General features: G+C 43.0%; 15 protein-coding genes. 4 read left to right on the top strand and 11 right to left on the bottom strand.

The features are described from left to right. Positions 1-328: 328 nt before the first annotated feature. On the top strand, positions 329-1837 hold the full coding sequence (locus ACDZ29_RS05565) for a YdiU family protein (protein ID WP_375090270.1): 1509 nt from the start codon (positions 329-331) through the stop codon (positions 1835-1837). A gap of 148 nt (positions 1838-1985) precedes the next feature. Here the strand turns inward: ACDZ29_RS05565 and ACDZ29_RS05560 are convergent, their stop codons facing one another. The 4 genes from ACDZ29_RS05560 to ACDZ29_RS05545 all read right to left on the bottom strand — a co-directional run bounded on the left by ACDZ29_RS05560 (position 1986) and on the right by ACDZ29_RS05545 (position 6163). After that, positions 1986-3071 (bottom strand): Ger(x)C family spore germination protein, encoded by a 1086-nt coding sequence (locus ACDZ29_RS05560; RefSeq protein ID WP_375090269.1) that lies wholly within the window; start codon positions 3069-3071, stop codon positions 1986-1988. Then, positions 3064-4137, bottom strand: a complete 1074-nt coding sequence (locus ACDZ29_RS05555; protein ID WP_375090267.1) for a hypothetical protein — start codon at positions 4135-4137, stop codon at positions 3064-3066. The genes ACDZ29_RS05560 and ACDZ29_RS05555 overlap by 8 nt, the downstream gene beginning before the upstream one ends. Further along, the gene (locus ACDZ29_RS05550) at positions 4134-5483 is read right to left on the bottom strand and encodes a spore germination protein (protein WP_375090266.1); all 1350 of its coding nucleotides are present in this window, start codon (positions 5481-5483) and stop codon (positions 4134-4136) included. The genes ACDZ29_RS05555 and ACDZ29_RS05550 overlap by 4 nt, the downstream gene beginning before the upstream one ends. Positions 5484-5734: 251 nt before the next feature. Continuing rightward, positions 5735-6163 carry a MarR family winged helix-turn-helix transcriptional regulator gene (locus ACDZ29_RS05545; protein WP_375090265.1) on the bottom strand — a complete coding sequence of 143 codons (429 nt, stop codon included), beginning with the start codon at positions 6161-6163 and terminating at the stop codon, positions 5735-5737. 120 nt (positions 6164-6283) lie between these two features. Here ACDZ29_RS05545 and ACDZ29_RS05540 point away from each other — a divergent pair, with 120 nt between their 5' ends. Further along, positions 6284-6871 carry an NAD(P)H-dependent oxidoreductase gene (locus ACDZ29_RS05540; protein ID WP_289326442.1) on the top strand — a complete coding sequence of 196 codons (588 nt, stop codon included), beginning with the start codon at positions 6284-6286 and terminating at the stop codon, positions 6869-6871. Between the two features lie 106 nt (positions 6872-6977). Here ACDZ29_RS05540 and ACDZ29_RS05535 read toward each other — a convergent pair whose 3' ends face one another. From ACDZ29_RS05535 to nikC, 7 genes are all read right to left on the bottom strand, one after another. Then, positions 6978-8309, bottom strand: coding sequence for a transporter (locus ACDZ29_RS05535; RefSeq protein ID WP_289326440.1), 1332 nt, complete (start codon positions 8307-8309; stop codon positions 6978-6980). Positions 8310-8312: 3 nt separating this feature from the next. Beyond that, positions 8313-9011 carry an AraC family transcriptional regulator gene (locus ACDZ29_RS05530; RefSeq protein ID WP_289314935.1) on the bottom strand — a complete coding sequence of 233 codons (699 nt, stop codon included), beginning with the start codon at positions 9009-9011 and terminating at the stop codon, positions 8313-8315. Continuing rightward, on the bottom strand, positions 9008-9769 hold the full coding sequence (locus tag ACDZ29_RS05525; RefSeq protein ID WP_289314936.1) for a sensor histidine kinase: 762 nt from the start codon (positions 9767-9769) through the stop codon (positions 9008-9010). Before ACDZ29_RS05525 ends, ACDZ29_RS05530 begins: the two co-directional genes overlap by 4 nt. A gap of 88 nt (positions 9770-9857) precedes the next feature. Further along, positions 9858-10844 (bottom strand): ABC transporter ATP-binding protein, encoded by a 987-nt coding sequence (locus ACDZ29_RS05520; RefSeq protein ID WP_375090263.1) that lies wholly within the window; start codon positions 10842-10844, stop codon positions 9858-9860. A gap of 2 nt (positions 10845-10846) precedes the next feature. Next, entirely contained in the window at positions 10847-11869 is a 1023-nt protein-coding gene (locus ACDZ29_RS05515) for an ABC transporter ATP-binding protein (RefSeq protein WP_375090261.1), read from the bottom strand. Positions 11870-11881: 12 nt separating this feature from the next. Continuing rightward, entirely contained in the window at positions 11882-12802 is a 921-nt protein-coding gene (gene nikB / locus ACDZ29_RS05510; protein ID WP_375090260.1) for a nickel ABC transporter permease, read from the bottom strand. Positions 12803-12814: 12 nt separating this feature from the next. Continuing rightward, the gene (gene nikC, locus ACDZ29_RS05505) at positions 12815-13717 is read right to left on the bottom strand and encodes a nickel transporter permease (RefSeq protein ID WP_289326435.1); all 903 of its coding nucleotides are present in this window, start codon (positions 13715-13717) and stop codon (positions 12815-12817) included. Positions 13718-13928: 211 nt separating this feature from the next. Between nikC and ACDZ29_RS05500 the strand changes: the two genes are divergently transcribed. Both ACDZ29_RS05500 and ACDZ29_RS05495 read left to right on the top strand, forming a co-directional pair. Next, positions 13929-15485 (top strand): glutathione ABC transporter substrate-binding protein, encoded by a 1557-nt coding sequence (locus ACDZ29_RS05500; RefSeq protein ID WP_375090259.1) that lies wholly within the window; start codon positions 13929-13931, stop codon positions 15483-15485. Between the two features lie 66 nt (positions 15486-15551). Beyond that, positions 15552-17060 (top strand): amidohydrolase family protein, encoded by a 1509-nt coding sequence (locus tag ACDZ29_RS05495; RefSeq protein WP_375090258.1) that lies wholly within the window; start codon positions 15552-15554, stop codon positions 17058-17060. Position 17061 lies beyond the last annotated feature (1 nt).

Genomic DNA, 17061 nt, shown 5'->3' with positions numbered 1-17061 from the left:
CAGTTATTCGGCAGGAGTGTCGCAAATTTCTTCAATCCAATGAGGGTTTCATCCATATAATCACGCTGAACCGTTTCACAATTTTAAACGGGAATAGACTAAGATATTCTTAAGCAGGAACCCAGTAAGGGTACCTGCTTTCATTATTTCTAAGGGACAGGGAGGTTATTGGCGCTTTACACAATCGTTTTATGAAATCCCGGAAGGCGCCATTGATTTTACATGACTTTAAAAGAGCCATTTTTATCCTGAGACGGTATAATTAATTGGCAGAAGTAGACATTAAAATGGACTGCACCTGTGTTTTATGATGTTTATTAATTGAATCATGAGAGAAAGACTTTTATACAATAAAGTCAAAACAAGAAAAGGAGAAACCATGACAAATGAAACTGGATGGAATTTAGATAATAGTTATGCCCGTCTTCCGGAAAAATTTTTCACGAGCACGAACCCGACTCCTGTACGTTCACCGGAGTTGATCATTCTCAATGATCGTGTGGCTGCATCCCTTGGTTTGGACGTTCAAAAACTGAAAAGCGATGATGGCGTAGCGGTGTTTGCCGGCAACGAGGTTCCAGAAGGTGCTTCGCCTCTTGCCCAAGCCTATGCGGGGCATCAATTCGGGCATTTTAACATGTTAGGCGACGGCAGGGCGATACTGCTTGGCGAGCAGGTTTTGCCTCAAGGCGAGCGGTATGATATCCAGTTGAAGGGTCCGGGAAGAACGCCATACTCCCGCGGTGGCGATGGCCGGGCTGCACTTGGACCGATGCTGCGCGAATACATCATCAGCGAAGCGATGCACGGGCTCGGCATTCCTACCACCCGAAGTCTGGCAGTGGTGACGACCGGTGAAACGGTAATCCGTGAAACCGGGCTGCCTGGTGCCATCATGACCCGTGTGGCTTCGAGTCATCTTCGTGTCGGAACCTTTCAATTCGGTGCAAAATGGGGTACGGTCGAGGAACTCCGGACCCTTGCCGACTATGCAATAAAGCGTCATTTTCCAGACATTGAAGCCGATGAAGGCCGTTATCTTGCGCTCCTTCAGGAAGTGATCAAGCGTCAGGCCAAGCTTATTGCCCAATGGCAGCTGGTAGGCTTCATTCATGGGGTGATGAATACCGATAACATGACGATTAGCGGGGAAACCATCGATTATGGCCCTTGCGCCTTCATGGATGCTTATGATCCTGCAACAGTATTCAGTTCAATTGATACTCAAGGCCGCTATGCCTATGGCAACCAGCCGGTTATCGGGGGATGGAATCTTGCGCGATTCGCTGAATCCCTATTGCCGCTGCTGCATGATGATGAGGATCAGGCGGTTACGCTGGCCCAAGATAAGATTTCCGTTTTTAATGATCTTTATCACGCTAATTGGGTAGCGGGAATGAGAGCAAAACTGGGGATATTCAACGAAGAGACACAGGATGAAGCCCTTATTAATGGCATCCTCAGCATGATGAAAAAGCATGGTGCCGACTATACCAATACCTTCCGTGCTTTGACCTTTAATACGATGGAGGAAACGGTCCTTTTCGGGACACCTGAATTCGCTCAGTGGCAAGAGCTCTGGCAGGCGAGACTAGGCAGGCAGAAGGAATCGAAGGAATCTTCGAATCAGTTGATGCAGAACAGCAATCCTGCGGTTATCCCAAGGAACCACCGGGTGGAAGAGGCATTGGAAGCGGCAGTGGAGCAAAGGGACTACAGCGTGATGGAACGGCTTTTGGCGGTTCTTTCAAATCCTTATGCACACTCCGGAGACCAAGCCGAATACTCCACACTGCCTGCGACAACAACACCTTACCGGACCTTTTGCGGTACCTGATAGTAGGATTAGGCCCCCATACTTACTGATTCGACACTTTGACAGTTTTAATTTTCAATTTAAAATAATGCTACCCAAATCATGGGCAGCATTATTTCAGTTGTAAGTTTCCAAGGCGGGCGGTTATGGGGATGCTCTAAGAGCCTATCTATTTGATTGCCCCTGTTCCTTTTAGAGTGACATTGACATTTATATTGAATTCCACCTTTGGATATATTTTTTTCCATTTCTCCCAATCCTGATCGCCATTTTGATGTGTTGCCAAATACCTGAGACCAAACCCGATGGGATCAACTTTGTTCATTTTCATTTCCTCTAACAGGCTCATGTAACGATCTTTTATCTGTTTCTCTACTATAACCTCCAACTCACTCCAATCCTTATCAAACAAAGGCTGATTGGATTCCACTGCTATTGTTTTAATCGTTACATCCATATTAATTTTTGGATTTTCCAGATTGGAATCCGAGAAATTGTATGAATAATCATAATCATCGACGGATAATGCGTATCTTTTATCACCTTCACTTGCTTCAATTTCTATATTTGAATGCTTATGGGCCAATTGACTAAAAATCGCCGTTTCCTCACTTGATAGTGTCATTACCATTTTTTCTTTATTGAAAATTGATACACGATTAATTTCAAATCTATCTTCCCTGATATTAATAATCGGTAAAAAGGGATCTTTTCCATGTTCCAACATTCTTTTGTAAAAATCATATAAATACTCTGTAACGATAAAGGGGGATTCCGTTCCTTCATCTCCAAAAATTAAAAATAAAGAATTTGAGGCCAAACGTTCTGACTTTGGATTTGTTTCCAATATAGCCTTCGCTGAAGGTTCTCCCAAGGCCAAATATTCGATCCGTTGAATATCGCGACGTCTCATAAAACCATTTAATACTTCTGGCACTTTTTCATTCCCTAATTCCCGGCTTATGATGATCATTTTGGTGTGCCCCATGTCCAATTCCTTATCGACTTCAGAATTCAATGTTTGTAGGGCTTCGGATATACTATCAGCCTCTCGGCTTACTACCTGAAATTTAGATTTACCTGGTTCAATGGCAGATGAAGGAATAACTAGTTTTATCGATACCTCGTAATTTTTTTCCTTCCCTTTATCTACACCAATCGCAACTACAAAAAATCTTTTATCAATATCCTTGAACCCGCATCCGGATGTAAACAGCAAAGATATAATAACCATGATCCCGATAGTCCTAAGCATGTTTTTTCCTCCATCCAAGAGCAAAAATCACTATTGCCAATAATAATTCCACGCCAAAGCGTAAGTTTAACCAATGCTGTGCATAATGATAAATCTGCTTTTGGTCAAAAAAATACGTATACAAAATGGTTGCCGCACCAATGATCCCGACAATCCACCATTTTAGAAAAACAGGTTGTCTCGAAAACACACTTGTTACTAGTTCAGTCCCCAAATGCCAACACATGGTAATGAAGATAAGGGCCAATCCGATATAAAGAAAAAGATACAAGAATAGTACTCTTTCGATTATTCCATACTTCATTCGAAGAGAATCAGCAGTATCTAGCCAAACTTCCAAATATTCATTGACAGCCTGTGTACCATGAATGCCAATTGGGATGAAAAAAGTGTTGAAACAAAAGATGATTCCAGCAATGGGGATGATCCAAAAATAGCGGAGCTTCTTTTTCGGCTCAAAAAATTTGTTGAACAATGAGAAGGATATATATCCTGAAAATATGAAAGTTGCAGCAGCAAGAGTACCCCAAGAGGGAATGCCAAATGAATATTCCGACATGGATCGTACCGCATCCCACTCAAAGGATTGGGTTATGTATGCCTTATAAATAATGAACGCTTGAACGGGAAGGGCAACCAATAAAATGATCTCCAACCCAGAAAGAATGGCCAAGGAAGAGAAGGTTGCAGTCCAGCATCCTACAAGAACAAAGCAAAGTACCATCGTTTGTAATGAAACGTTTGGATTCAAGAACCTTATTGTAATGTGTGAAATAGCTACAAGTACGATGGAACCGGCTGTAAACCACATCATCCCTAGAAAAATGAGGCTGGGGATTCGAATGAAACCAGGGATATATTGTTTGAAAATATCCGTTATCCCCATGCCAGGAAAATTGAGCATGCCTTTGTAGAACATGTAAATAAGAAGTGAGCCTAATGGAATGGCAATAAGCATAGCGGAAATTGCTCCATGAAACCGGGCTTCAATTAAAATTCTAGGAACGTAAATAACCGTGTTTATCAGCATGAAAAGAATGATTGGATAGTAGAAAAAACGATTCAAGCTATATCCCCTTCCTTATAACCAGTGGGAGAGTGTTCTCTTGTGAAAATTCTAAAATAAGGTTCTCCAAAGCATTTCAAATTGGCTAAATATAATAAAATACAGTAAGCACCAGCGATGACCCCTGTTATTCCAAAAAACATAGCTAATAAGACTAGAGGATATTTAAGAAAACGTATGGCAAAACTCATTGCATTCACCGGTATAACAAAGTTTGATATCGCAACACTCGATGTAACGATAATCATGATACTGCTGATTAAGCCAGCTTGTTGTGCGGCCTGTCCCAAAATCAATCCACCGACAGTTGTTGCTGTTGGTCCAATTGCTTTCGGCAGTCTAATACTTGCCTCCACCAATGCTTCAAATAAAAAAAGCATGATAAACACTTCAATAAATGAAGGATAGGGAACAGCCGCCCTGGTACCTGCAATGGATACTGTTAATTGGATTCGAAATATTTCTGGATTGTAGGAAACGATGGCAACATATAAGGCCGGAAGAATAATGGATAATAGCAGAGCAATATAACGCATGAGTACTAAAGACTTACTGATCAAATAGGGTTGATAGACATCATCCATGGCAGACATGAAGTCGAAAAAAACAGCCGGGGCTATCAGAGCAAATGGGGTTCCCTCCATTAAGATGATAATCTTTCCTGTAGCAAGATTAAGGGCAATGCGATCTGGTCTTTCTGTTATTAACATGGTGGGAAACAGCCGGATTTTCTTAGTTGAAATCAAGGCATCAAGCTGCCCTATGGATTGAACGATGTCAGCATTAACATGGCTAAGTTGTTGAAGCAGTTTCTGTAATACCCGATTGTTTACGTGCTCTTGATCATAAAGGATGGACAATTTAGTTTCAGAAATTTTGCCGATCGACTTTTCCATTACCAATAGCCCTGATGAAGAATATCTTTGCCGAATGAGATTAATGCTTGCTGTCATATTTTCCGCAAGAGCCAATGAAGGTCCTTGTAAGGATGTCTCGATGGAAGTCTCGGCTGGTGTATTGTTTATAGTGTTGGCTGCTTGAAGGACCCATACTTGACTATCAAATTGAATGATGACCTCACCCTTAAGGAGTTTTGACTGAATTTCGTCCACATTCTCCAGCCTTTTACAATCAATGGAAGAATCTAAATGATTCGCAAACTCCCCAGCAGATTGACTCTTAAACAATGGCTCAGAAATGCAAGTGCGGATTAACGCTATATCACAAAGTGACTTTAGGAAGTAAATGTCGACTTTGAACTGACCGTTTGTTAAATGTTGCATTTCTAAATCCTGTGATTTAATTTGGTCACTCATGTAAAATTCAATATTCTTTCTCAGTCTCAATTTAATGTAACCCCTTATTAATTTAGGATGTAATTTTTCCAACTTTGCGAAATGTTTTTAACCTTATAGTTTCAACATATTGTTCCCAGTGGGAATTCCTATATACATTTAATGGGTTTGTATGGCTTCTATTCATTTCATCCATAATATTAGCGTTGTTTTTTTGTCAAAATAACAAAGAGGCTCCCGCGATTGAAGTTGACCAGTTGTCAACTTCAATCGCGGGAGCCTTATTTTGTGTATTCATGCCATTAGTAAAAAAGTTTTGTGTGAAGAATATCCATGGCACGCTCAATATCCTCTAAGTCTTCCTTCGATGCATGCTGCAATCGGCTTTGGAAACGGGATTCCACGATTGCAAAGGCTTCGTTCATCATCCTTTCCCCTTCTTTCGAGAGACGGATGTATTGTTTCCTTCGATCCTCCGAATCACTTAATTTTTCAATTAGATTCTTTTCGCTTAATTTTTTCAGTTCACGGCTCGTGTTAGGCATGGAAATATGCTGACAGTCACTGATTTCACTTGGAGTGACAGGCTGACTGACTGTGATGTATTCAAGAATATTATATTGAACTGGCGTGATCGAAGTAGATTTAGCATGTTGTGTTAATTCATGCGTCACTTGATGTACGGAAGTTGTAAATGAGACCCATTTATCAAAAAGAGCTTTGTTGTCCATAACTTTCACCTCTACAGAGAAGATAACAAAAGTGTTATCAAAATACAATTATCATTTGACAACAAAAAACAGGGAGTGCTATATTATTGTTATCAAATGATAAGTAAATAGGGGGGCCTCATGAACATTTTGGTCATTTACACATATCCAAATCATAAGAGTTTAAGCTATGCCTTTTTACAAAAAGTCATCATAGGTAGTAAGGAGAACACCAACATAAAGGGGCTGCAGGTGTTGGATTTATATGCTGAGGGCTTTAATCCACTCTTGGAGTTCAATGAGCATAAACGAAGGCGTGATATGCATCGTGATCCTCAGCTTGAAAAATATAGAAACCAGATTACTTGGGCCGACAAGATTGTCTTTGTCTATCCGATTTGGTGGGGGAGGCCTCCTGCCATGCTCATGGGATACATTGATCAATTATTTTCTGCGAATTTTGCCTACAGGGATAAGAAGGGACTGTTACCAGAAGGTCTTCTAAAAGGAAAGTCGGTCGTATGTGTGTCCACGATGAAGGGCCCTGCAAAGTATCCACTTTTCTGGTTGAATGATGCCCATAAAATATTGATGAAGAGAGCGTTATTCAATTTTGTCGGAATCAAAAAAGTGAAGTTTTTCGAATTCGGTAATATGGAAAGTCCGAAGGGGAAACAAACCCAAAAACTAGAAAAGGTTTATCGGTACTTCAAAAAGGTGGATAGCTAAGTTTTTACGAGATTAATAGAGGACCCCATTCATGAGGATCTTCACACTGAATGGGGTTGGTGATATTCACTTGGTCAGTGCACCTGCTACAATGAGTCGGCCTTCGTCATACATGCCGTTTTGTTATTACGGATCTCCATTTGTTCTTGATGAACGTAAGGATCGTACAAATCACTATGATGGTCAATGAAGCCAATCCGCTAAACCATATGCTTTGGAATTCACTTACATAAGGCTGGATGATGTATGAAGCGGCAATGGCCAAGACCGCGCTTATCGGTATGAAATCAGCGATTTTCCCTTTACTGAATACGATTACCAGAATGGGTGCCAGCAATGCTGAGTATACATTGCCTGAATAAAATAAGAGCTCTAACAGGTTTGGGGAATAGAAGAGCGTAGCTACGAAAATCAATCCACCAATACAGACTGAAAGCAGGCAGGCCATCCTTATTTTTTGCTGGTCGCTTTTTTGGGTTTGGAAGGGTTCAAGAATATTGGCGACGATCAGGCTTACCAATGAATGCAGGCAGGCACCGAATGTCGAGGTGATTGCACTGAAAGCACAGAGCACAAAAAGGACGAAAAAGAATGGAGTCGTTATCTTGTTTGCCAATCCAGCCAAAATCGAGTGTATATCAGTGAATCCGCCCGTAAAGATAACCATTATGAACAGGGATGAAAACGAGAGCGGGAATATGATCCATATAAGGCCGGATAAAGAAAATGTCAATCGAACCTTTTTCATTTCCATCATAAATAATCGCTGCCATGATGTCAGGTCAAAGAAAAACTGGCCGAATCCAACAAGAAGTCCTGCAAATAGAAAACTCCATAGATCATACTTATTGATCACCAGCATGTAAGGATGGTATAAACGAATCCCATCATAAACAGGCTGAATGCCTTCCTTGACGAAAAAGTATAAAGGAATTAAGATAACGGCGGCAAACATGAAGACGACTTGAAAAGCTGCGAATCGATGAATGAGCTTTAACCCGCCGAAACCAGCAAAAAGAACACAAAAACCGTAAAAGAAGAACAGCCCGACATAGAGCGGCGTGTCGAAAAGAAACTGCAATAGGGTGGACGCGGCCATTCCCTGAATGAATAAAATGTGTAAGCTGGTCATGACCAGAATCACGATCAATATCCAATATCCCAATGGATGAAGCCGGGTTTTTAAATAGTCCCCGATGGTCAAACCGACGGGAAAATCCTGCCTGACCCTCTTCCCGATGAAACTGAACATGAACAGGGCGATCGCTCCCATCAGGGCATAGCCGATCCCTCCGAAAACTCCATACTTCACCATCGATTCAGGGGAGGATAATATCGTTGTTCCCGTCACCCAGCGTGCCAGGAGGGAGATGATCCCTAAACCCATCCCAATTTGAATGGGGCCTTGTACGTATTCTTGAAATGTACGTGGTCGCAATGTTCATTTTCCTTTCTCGCGGAACTCCTTGGGCGTGATTCCCTCTATCTTCCGGAATAAAGTGCTGAAATAATGCTGGCTATTGAAACCCGAGTTTTCAGCGACGTCTGATATGCTCCAACTGGTGTTATTGGTTAAGGCCCTTTTAGCTGCCTTTATTCTATATTGCATTAAATATTCCGAAAAGGAAGTGCCGACTTCTTCATGGAATTTCCTGCTTAAATAAGTCGGGTTTGTATGCACTTCACGGGCGATGTCCGAAAGGGAGAGTTTTTCAGCATAATTTTCATGAATGAATGAAAGGGAATGGTGAATCAGGGTTGAGTAGTTATGAGAAGACTCCCTTTTATCATACCTGGATAGCACTTTATGCAAATCGCTTTCAATTACAGGTTTCGTTAAATAATCAACTACGCCTATCCTAATGGATTGCTGGGCATAATCGAAACTTTGATGTGCGGTTACCATGATGATTTCCACTTCTTTGTTCAGTGCCCTTAGGTCTTCACCAAATTCAAGACCCGATCGCCCCGGGAGATTGATATCCAGGAAAGCGAGGTTTATTTTAAAGTTTTGGGTGAGGGTCAGTGCCTGACAGGCATCAGCAGCTTTATGAAACTTCCAAAAAGGGTATATGGACTGAATCATATATTCCATTTGTTCAAGGACCAATGGTTCGTCATCAACTAATAATACATTCATTCCGGCGCCGCCTCCTCCATTTTCTTATCATGAACCAGTGGCCATGATACCTCTACCTTTGTTCCAGATTCATTAGAAGATATATTCAATTGTGCACGGTCATTGAAATACAAATATAAACGCTTTTGGATATTATCCAGTCCATGGCCGCCTTCGTTTGTAACGGAATGTCCCATTAATCCATTATCCATCACTTCGAGATACACCATCTGTGAATCCTGATGGAACCGGATATGCAGAAGGGCTTCCCCCACTTTTTTTTCCAAGCCGTGTTTAAACGAATTCTCCACTAAAGTCTGGAGAATGAAAGGGGGTACCATTGCAATTGATAATGGGTCTGGGCACTCCATATCGATCTTAAGGCGATCGCCAAAGCGAAGGGTTTGGATGTCAAGATAATGCTGAGTATACTGAATTTCCTGGGAAAGGGGGATTAATGGTTCAGTTGCTTTATATTTGAATTTCAAGAATTGCGAAAATGCCTCTAAGGCCCTTATTAGTTCAGCCGTCCTGTTCAGGCGGGCCAAGCCCAAAATGACATTTAGTGTATTAAACAAAAAGTGAGGCTGGATTTGCTGGTTCAATTTATTATATTGTGCTTCTTGAAGTGCTTGCTCCAGACGTATCTCTTTGTTTTTATTTTCAAGGAGATCGATCCGCTTCTCGAATATGAATAGAAATAAAAGAGCGATAGCTCCCATGATGGGAGCTAATATGAAGAGCATGATAATTAACGTGAATCCCTCGTAACTAAGCATGGAGAACCTCTGCTGGTTATATTTTTATATAACTTTAATTATTCTGTTTATTAGTATCATACTAAAGACCCCTTGGGAAATCTACAACTTATGACACAATGTGACAAGCCACCTGATGATTCTGTTCAGATAATTTTAGTTCGGGTGCCTCTGTTTTACAGATGTCCAATGCAAAAGGACATCGTGTATGGAAGCGGCAGCCGCTTGGAGGATCGATGGGTGAGGGGACATCACCCGTCAATAGGATCCGTTCCCTTTCATGCACTGGATTCGGTACTGGGATGGCAGATAGCAATGCTCTCGTATATGGATGCTGCGGCTGCTCGAAAATGGACTTTTTATCGGCTATTTCGACTATCTTTCCGAGATACATGACCATTACACGATCCGAGATATGTCTGACCACACCCAAATCATGTGATATGAAAAGAAAGGTAAGATCGAACTGTCGCTGTAACGATTTTAATAAATTCAGTACTTGCGCTTGAATGGAGACATCGAGTGCAGATACGGCTTCGTCGCATATGATCAATTTTGGGTCCACTGCAAGGGCCCGTGCAATGCCGATCCGCTGTCTCTGGCCGCCGCTGAATTCGTGCGGATATCTTTCCATGGATTCAGGTCTCAGCCCGACATGTCCCAATAATTCTTCAATCCTGCTCTTTCGTTTTTCTTTAGGCACTACATTTTGTATGGCTAAGGCTTCTCCGAGAATTTTCCCTATGGTCTGTCTGGGGTTAAGAGAGGCAAATGGATCTTGGAAAATAACTTGCAAGTCCTTCCTGGTGCTCCTCATTTCCTTTTTTCCTAAACTCAGTAAATCCCTATCCTGAAAATGTATACTCCCGCTTGTAGGTTCATCCAATCGAAGGATCGCCCTTCCGGTAGTCGATTTTCCGCAGCCGGATTCGCCAACTATGCTTAATGTTTCACCCTGATAGATATGGAAGCTGATATCATCAACGGCTTTTACATGATTGACGGTTCTTCCGAAAAACCCACCCTTGATCGGAAAATATTGTTTCAATTGATCCACTTTAAGCAGAACCTTTTTCTCTGCAACTGGTACACCCATCATTAAACCCCTACCTTCTCTTGAGTGTCATATTCCTTCTCCCATTGGGGGGTGAACATCCAACAGCTGACCTGGGTGCTTGGGCCGGTCGCTTGTAGATCCGGTACGGCTTGTTCACAAATGCTCTTCGCATGTGCACAGCGGGGAGCAAAGCTGCAGCCCTTAGGCATATTGTAAGGACTCGGAACAGTCCCGGGAATTGTAGTCAATTCTTCCTGGTCCATGTCCAGACGCGGAAGGGAGTTTAATAAACCGATGGTGTAAGGATGTTTAGGATTTGTGAATATTTCCTTGGCCAATGTGTATTCAACGATTTTTCCTGCGTACATAACAGCAACCCGATCACAGGTTTCATATACGACACCCAAATCATGAGTGATCAAAATGACAGCCGTCCCGAAATCCTTTTGCAGCGTCTTAATCAGTTCCAGGATTTGGGCCTGGATCGTCACATCCAATGCTGTAGTAGGTTCATCGGCTATTAAAACCTCAGGGTGACAGGCAAGTGCCATGGCAATCATGACCCTTTGCCTCATTCCGCCGCTTAGCTCATGCGGCTCCTGTTTTGCCCTTTTTTCAGGTGAGGGGATTCCGACGAGCCGAAGCATGTCGACCGCTTTGTCCCATGCTTCTTTTTTTCCGAGATTTTGATGGAGCCGGATCGCTTCTGCTATTTGCTCACCTGCTGAATATACGGGATTCAATGATGTCATCGGTTCCTGGAATATCATCGAAATTTCATTGCCGCGTATGGACCGCATCTGTTTTTCAGTCTTCGTAAGCAGATCTTCCCCTTTAAACAGGATGCTGCCCCCGGCAATCTTTCCGGGTGGCGATGGAATAAGCCTTAACAATGATAAGGATGTTATACTTTTGCCGCTTCCCGACTCCCCGACGATTCCAAGGGTTTCCCCTTTATTTAGGGAGAAACTGATTCCGTCGACCGCTTTACTCGTGCCTTCGTCAGTGAAAAAGTGGGTCTGCAGCTTTTTTACCTCCAGTATTTTATCATCAACCTGTTTCATCATCATACCTCCTTAATTCAAATCTATTCTTTTGTTAAAGTATCGATAGAGGACATCCACTGCCAAATTCATGAATACGAAGATAACGGAAGCGATAAGGACCCCGCCCTGAACCATTGGTAAATCCCTCGTTCTGATTGCATCGACTATCAATCTCCCAAGTCCATTGATGGCAAAAACGGACTCTGTCAATACAGTACCGCCGAGGAGTGCACCGAACTGGAGGCCAACGACTGTAATGACGGGGATAAGCGCATTTTTCAGGCCATGTTTATAAATGATGACATATTCTTTTAATCCCTTGGCTCTTGCTGTCCGGATGTAGTCCTGGCGAACGACTTCGAGCATGCTCGACCTGGTCATCCTGGCAACTATGGCCGCTCCGCCGGCCCCAAGGGTTATCGCTGGCAGAATCATGTGCCTGATGGTTCCCCAACCTGAAACCGGAAACCAATGAAGGTTTACGGAAAAGAAGTAGATAAGCATCAGACCCAGCCAAAAACTAGGTAAAGAGATTCCCAGTAAAGCAACGATCATGATGGAAATGTCAGCTGCCGAGTATTGCTTGGTTGCCGAGATGATCCCTGCAAGCATACCAAGGACAACGGTTATGAAAATGCTGGCGAGTGCCAGTTCAAGGGTGATTGGCAAGCGGACCATGATTTCATCCAAAACAGGCCGGCTGCTGCGGAGTGATTCCCCAAAGTCTCCTTGAACGGCATGAATGATATAGTCGACGTATTGATAAAGGATTGGGCGATCCAAGCCAAGCTCATGTCGCAGTGATTGAATCGTTTCTTTAGTCGCTCCTTCACCTGCAAGCAGTGTTGCCGGATCTCCAGGGACCATTTGCATGATAAGGAAAACAACAAGACTTACTCCTAGTAAAACCGGTATGGTTTGAAAGACCCGTCGGATTATAAATACGAACATTTTCTCTCCTCCTTATTTTTTCATTCTTGGATCCAGGGCATCTCTAAGTCCATCCCCGAAGACATTGAAACCGAGTACCAGTGTTGATATGGCTAATCCCGGAAACAAAGCGATGTGAGGGGCGCTGAACAAATAATCCCGACCGCTGCTCAACATGGCTCCCCATTCCGGTGAGGGAGGCTGGGCTCCCAGCCCCAGGAATGATAATCCTGCTGCCGATAGAATGGCTGTTGCCAGACGTAATGTAGCTTGAACGATGACAGGTGATAGAATATTTGGAAAAATGTGCTTGGTTATGATCGTGAAGTCAGTGGCTCCCAATGCACGGATGGCATCGATATATTCAAGCTTCCTGACTGACAGTGTGGAGCCGCGGACAATTCGGGCAAACATGGGTATGGAAAAGACACCGACCGCTACCATTACATTGATTAAACTTGGGCCAAGGGCACTAATGATGGCAAGTGCGAGCAATATTCCCGGGAAAGCCAGCAGAACATCGACAATCCTCATAATGACGGTATCGATCCATTTTCCGTAATAACCAGCCGTTAACCCAAGCAGAATGCCAATGAAAGCCCCGAAGAATACAGAGACAAATCCAACGGTTAATGAAAGCCGGGTTCCATATAATAATCTGCTTAAAATATCCCTTCCTTTATCATCCGTACCCATCCAATGTTCGGCCGACGGAGGCTGGAGTTTGTTGACTAAATCAATTTCATAGGGATCCTGCGGTGAAATCAAAGGTGCAAAGATAGCCAATAAAATATAAAAAAGTACGATATACCCGCCTATCAATGCCAGTTTATTTCTCTTGAATTTTTTATAAAAGGCTTTCCAGTGGCTTAGTTTTGGAGATTTTTTTTCGTTTACCTTCAATTCGGTATTATTAATGACAATCTCTGGCTTCATTGCACTTCCTCCTTTTCTTTCATTAAATTTATTCAAAATAGGTATTGAAGTAAATATGATGCGGAAAAGCAGTAAAGATAATTAAAAAATGTGTAAAGATTCTGAAAATATAAAATTCGGTTTTTTTTTATAATTTGAAGTAAGCCCGATGTACTCATAGCTGAAAGTTACTTGGAGAAAACAAAGGCAGGTTGAAAAGGGAGGAAATAGAATGAGAAAAAGTATGATGGGGTTACTGTTTGCATCGTTATTAGGCATCTCATCGGTTTTATCTGGGTGTGCAGCAGATCAAACCGGCAGCAAGGAACCGGAAGGAAAAGCGAAAGAAGGAGGTACACTGATCGTCGCGAGATTATCTGACGCGACCATCCTGGATCCTCATTTCATAACAGACATTCCATCAGCAAACGTCGTTTATGAAAAGGTTTATCAAACGTTGGTCGTTCCTGATAAAAACATGGATCCTAAACCGCTGCTGGCAAAAGAGTGGAAACAACTGGATGATGTCACTTGGGAATTTAAATTGCAAGAGGGAGTCAAATTCCATGATGGAGCTCCATTCAATGCCGAAGCGGTGAAAACCAATTTCGACAGGATACTTGATCCGGCAACAGCTTCTCCGCAGGCTGGTAAATTGGAAATGATCAAAGAAATTAAAGTGGTTGACGAAACGACCGTACAATTCAAGCTGAAATATCCTTATGCACCGCTGTTATCGATTTTAGTGAGTAATGAAGGAAGCATCATCAGCCCTAAAGCGATTAAGGAACATAGTGACAAGCTAGGTCAAAACCCGGTTGGGACAGGGCCATTCGTTTTTAAATCGTGGAAGCCAGGTGAAGAGATCGCACTTTCGAAAAACGAGGAATACTGGGGGAATGAACCGAAGATTGATGGCGTAGTATTCAAGGTTGTCCCTGAAGATGCCACGAGGATTGCGATGATTGAAACCGGTGAAGCACATGTGACCGATCAAGTGCCAGTGACTGAGATTGATAGGATCGAAGCATCGGACACGATGAATTTATATCGCACGGAGGGACTTGCGGTTGAATACCTAAGCTTCAATGTTAAGAAAAAACCTTTCGATGATGTACGTGTCCGTAAAGCGGTCGCTCATGCCATCGAGGTCGATTCGATTATTAAAGGGGTTTATAACGATGTCGGTACGAGGGCAAATTCGACAATGAGCCCAAAAGTGTTTGGCTATGATCCGGATATAAAAGGCTACGACTATGATATTAATGAATCGAAGAAGCTCTTGACTGAGGCAGGGGTCAAGGATGGCTTGGAGTTTACATTGACGACGAGTGACCGTAAGGAAAGGATTAATATGGCCGAGGTGATTCAATCCCAGTTAAAAGGAATTGGAATCAAGGTCAAGATTCAAGTCCTTGAGTATGGGGCTTACATTGATGCGACCGCTAAAGGCGAGCACCAGGTATCGATAGGCGGCTGGGGCAATGCTACCGGGGATGGAGATTATAACCAATTCAATCTTTTTGATAGCAAATCCCAAGGTGCTGCTGGAAACAGTTCATTCTATAGCAACCCGGAAGTGGACAAATTGATTGAAAGTGCACGTAAAGAATCGGATGGAGATAAACGTAAGGAACTATATTCGAAGGCACAGGAAATTGAGAGGGAAGAAGTTCCATATGTTCCTATCCGTAACTATGAACATTTGGCGGTATATGGTGGGACGGTTAAAGGGCTTTGGCTGAATCCGGCAAATTATTTAATGCTTGATGACGTAACCGTGAAGTAGGGAAATCATCAAAAAAGGGAGGCAGCATAAGGATGTTATGCTGTCTTCTCAATTAGGAGGAGAAATATGATAGATTTACTGCTAATCCATGGAACCGTGATAACCATGGATCAAAACAGGAGAATTCTGCAGGATGGCGCCATCGCCATTAATCAAGGAAGGATTTTAGCCGTTGATTCAACCGAAAAACTGAAATTGAAGTATGAGGCTGTAAAAGTCATTGATTGCAGCCATCAGTGTATATTGCCCGGATTAATAGATGTTCATGGTCATGGTGGACATTCCATGTTCAAAACGATTGCAATGGAGAATATTGATTTTTGGATGCCCATCATGACAAATACGTACAAGCATTTTGTTACGGATGACTTTTGGTATTACGAAGGAAAGCTGTCCTCCCTTGAGAGATTAAAGGCGGGAGTGACAACCGGGGTGAGCGTTTTAGGATCCATGCCACGATCCGATGAACCGATTTTCGCCATCAATCATGCAAAAGCATACGCCGAAGTGGGAATCAGGGAAGTGGTTTGTACGGGTCCTTGCAACCCTCCATGGCCCCATTCATTCAGCCGGTGGATTGACGGAAAGAGAGTGGTGAAGGAAGTTTCCTATGAAGAAGTATTGAAGGGGGCGGAAGCGGTGATCGAGGCACTGAACCATGCGAATGAAGACCGCACGAGAGCCTTCATTACACCATTTGTCATTGTGACATCCGTTGATCCTTCCAATCCCACATCACCTGACAGGCTTTATGGGCTGAATGATCATGATCTTTATCAAGCGAAGAAAATAAGGGAGATTGCCAGGAAATATAACACAAGGATACACTCCGATGCCTTTGGCGGGATGATTCATTTAGCGATACAGGATAAGGAAAATGCCCTATTGGGTCCGGATGTCCATTTACAGCATTGTCGGGGCATTTCCTTCGATGAAGCAAGAATACTGGCAGAAACAGGTACCAACGTCAGTGCATCACCTGGATTTGGACAGGTTCATGCACGCACCCCGATAACTGAATTATTGGAGATGGGTGCAACTGTGGCGATCTCCACGGATGGGACTTCCCCTTCCACAAGTTTCGATATGTTTCAGGCAATGAGGAAAACGCAGTTCGTTCACCAGGCAGCCCTTAGGGACTACTATTATTTACCCCCAGGTAAACTGTTGGAAATGATCACGATAGATGCTGCGAAATGCATTGGCTGGGATGATGAAATAGGCTCCCTGGAGATCGGGAAAAAAGCGGATGTCATTACGGTGAACATGCATCAGCCTCATCTGACCCCTGAATTCATGCATGTTCACCGGCTTGTTTTCCAAGCAGTGGCGAATGATGTGGAGCATGTCATCGTGGATGGGAAATTGATCATGGAAGGGAGGAATGTACGGACGGTTCATGAAAGTACAGTGCTGAACGAAGCGAATGAAGAGGCCTTTTCAACGATAAAGCGTGCCGGGCTCGAAAAGTATATGCAGCCGACGAAATATTTCTGGGGACATGCCAGGGCATATGTAGATGAAAAAAGATATGACGAACGAGAAGGCGCTGCCTCAATGAGGAAAGGGGAATAAG

It is taken from the genome of Peribacillus sp. RS7, assembly GCF_041956845.1.
GTDB lineage: Bacteria > Bacillota > Bacilli > Bacillales > DSM-1321 > Peribacillus.
This window is presented reverse-complemented; position numbering and strand designations above follow the sequence as displayed.

Excerpts from the sequence above, each read along its gene's own strand:
- ACDZ29_RS05565 (WP_375090270.1), top strand. The coding sequence starts at position 329 with ATGAGAGAAAGACTTTTATACAATAAAGTCAAAACAAGAAAAGGAGAA.
- ACDZ29_RS05560 (WP_375090269.1), bottom strand. The coding sequence starts at position 3,071 with ATGCTTAGGACTATCGGGATCATGGTTATTATATCTTTGCTGTTTACA.
- ACDZ29_RS05545 (WP_375090265.1), bottom strand. The coding sequence starts at position 6,163 with ATGGACAACAAAGCTCTTTTTGATAAATGGGTCTCATTTACAACTTCC.
- ACDZ29_RS05540 (WP_289326442.1), top strand. The coding sequence starts at position 6,284 with ATGAACATTTTGGTCATTTACACATATCCAAATCATAAGAGTTTAAGC.
- ACDZ29_RS05530 (WP_289314935.1), bottom strand. The coding sequence starts at position 9,011 with ATGAATGTATTATTAGTTGATGACGAACCATTGGTCCTTGAACAAATG.
- ACDZ29_RS05525 (WP_289314936.1), bottom strand. The coding sequence starts at position 9,769 with ATGCTTAGTTACGAGGGATTCACGTTAATTATCATGCTCTTCATATTA.
- ACDZ29_RS05520 (WP_375090263.1), bottom strand. The coding sequence starts at position 10,844 with ATGGGTGTACCAGTTGCAGAGAAAAAGGTTCTGCTTAAAGTGGATCAA.
- ACDZ29_RS05515 (WP_375090261.1), bottom strand. The coding sequence starts at position 11,869 with ATGAAACAGGTTGATGATAAAATACTGGAGGTAAAAAAGCTGCAGACC.
- nikB (WP_375090260.1), bottom strand. The coding sequence starts at position 12,802 with ATGTTCGTATTTATAATCCGACGGGTCTTTCAAACCATACCGGTTTTA.
- nikC (WP_289326435.1), bottom strand. The coding sequence starts at position 13,717 with ATGAAGCCAGAGATTGTCATTAATAATACCGAATTGAAGGTAAACGAA.
- ACDZ29_RS05500 (WP_375090259.1), top strand. The coding sequence starts at position 13,929 with ATGAGAAAAAGTATGATGGGGTTACTGTTTGCATCGTTATTAGGCATC.
- ACDZ29_RS05495 (WP_375090258.1), top strand. The coding sequence starts at position 15,552 with ATGATAGATTTACTGCTAATCCATGGAACCGTGATAACCATGGATCAA.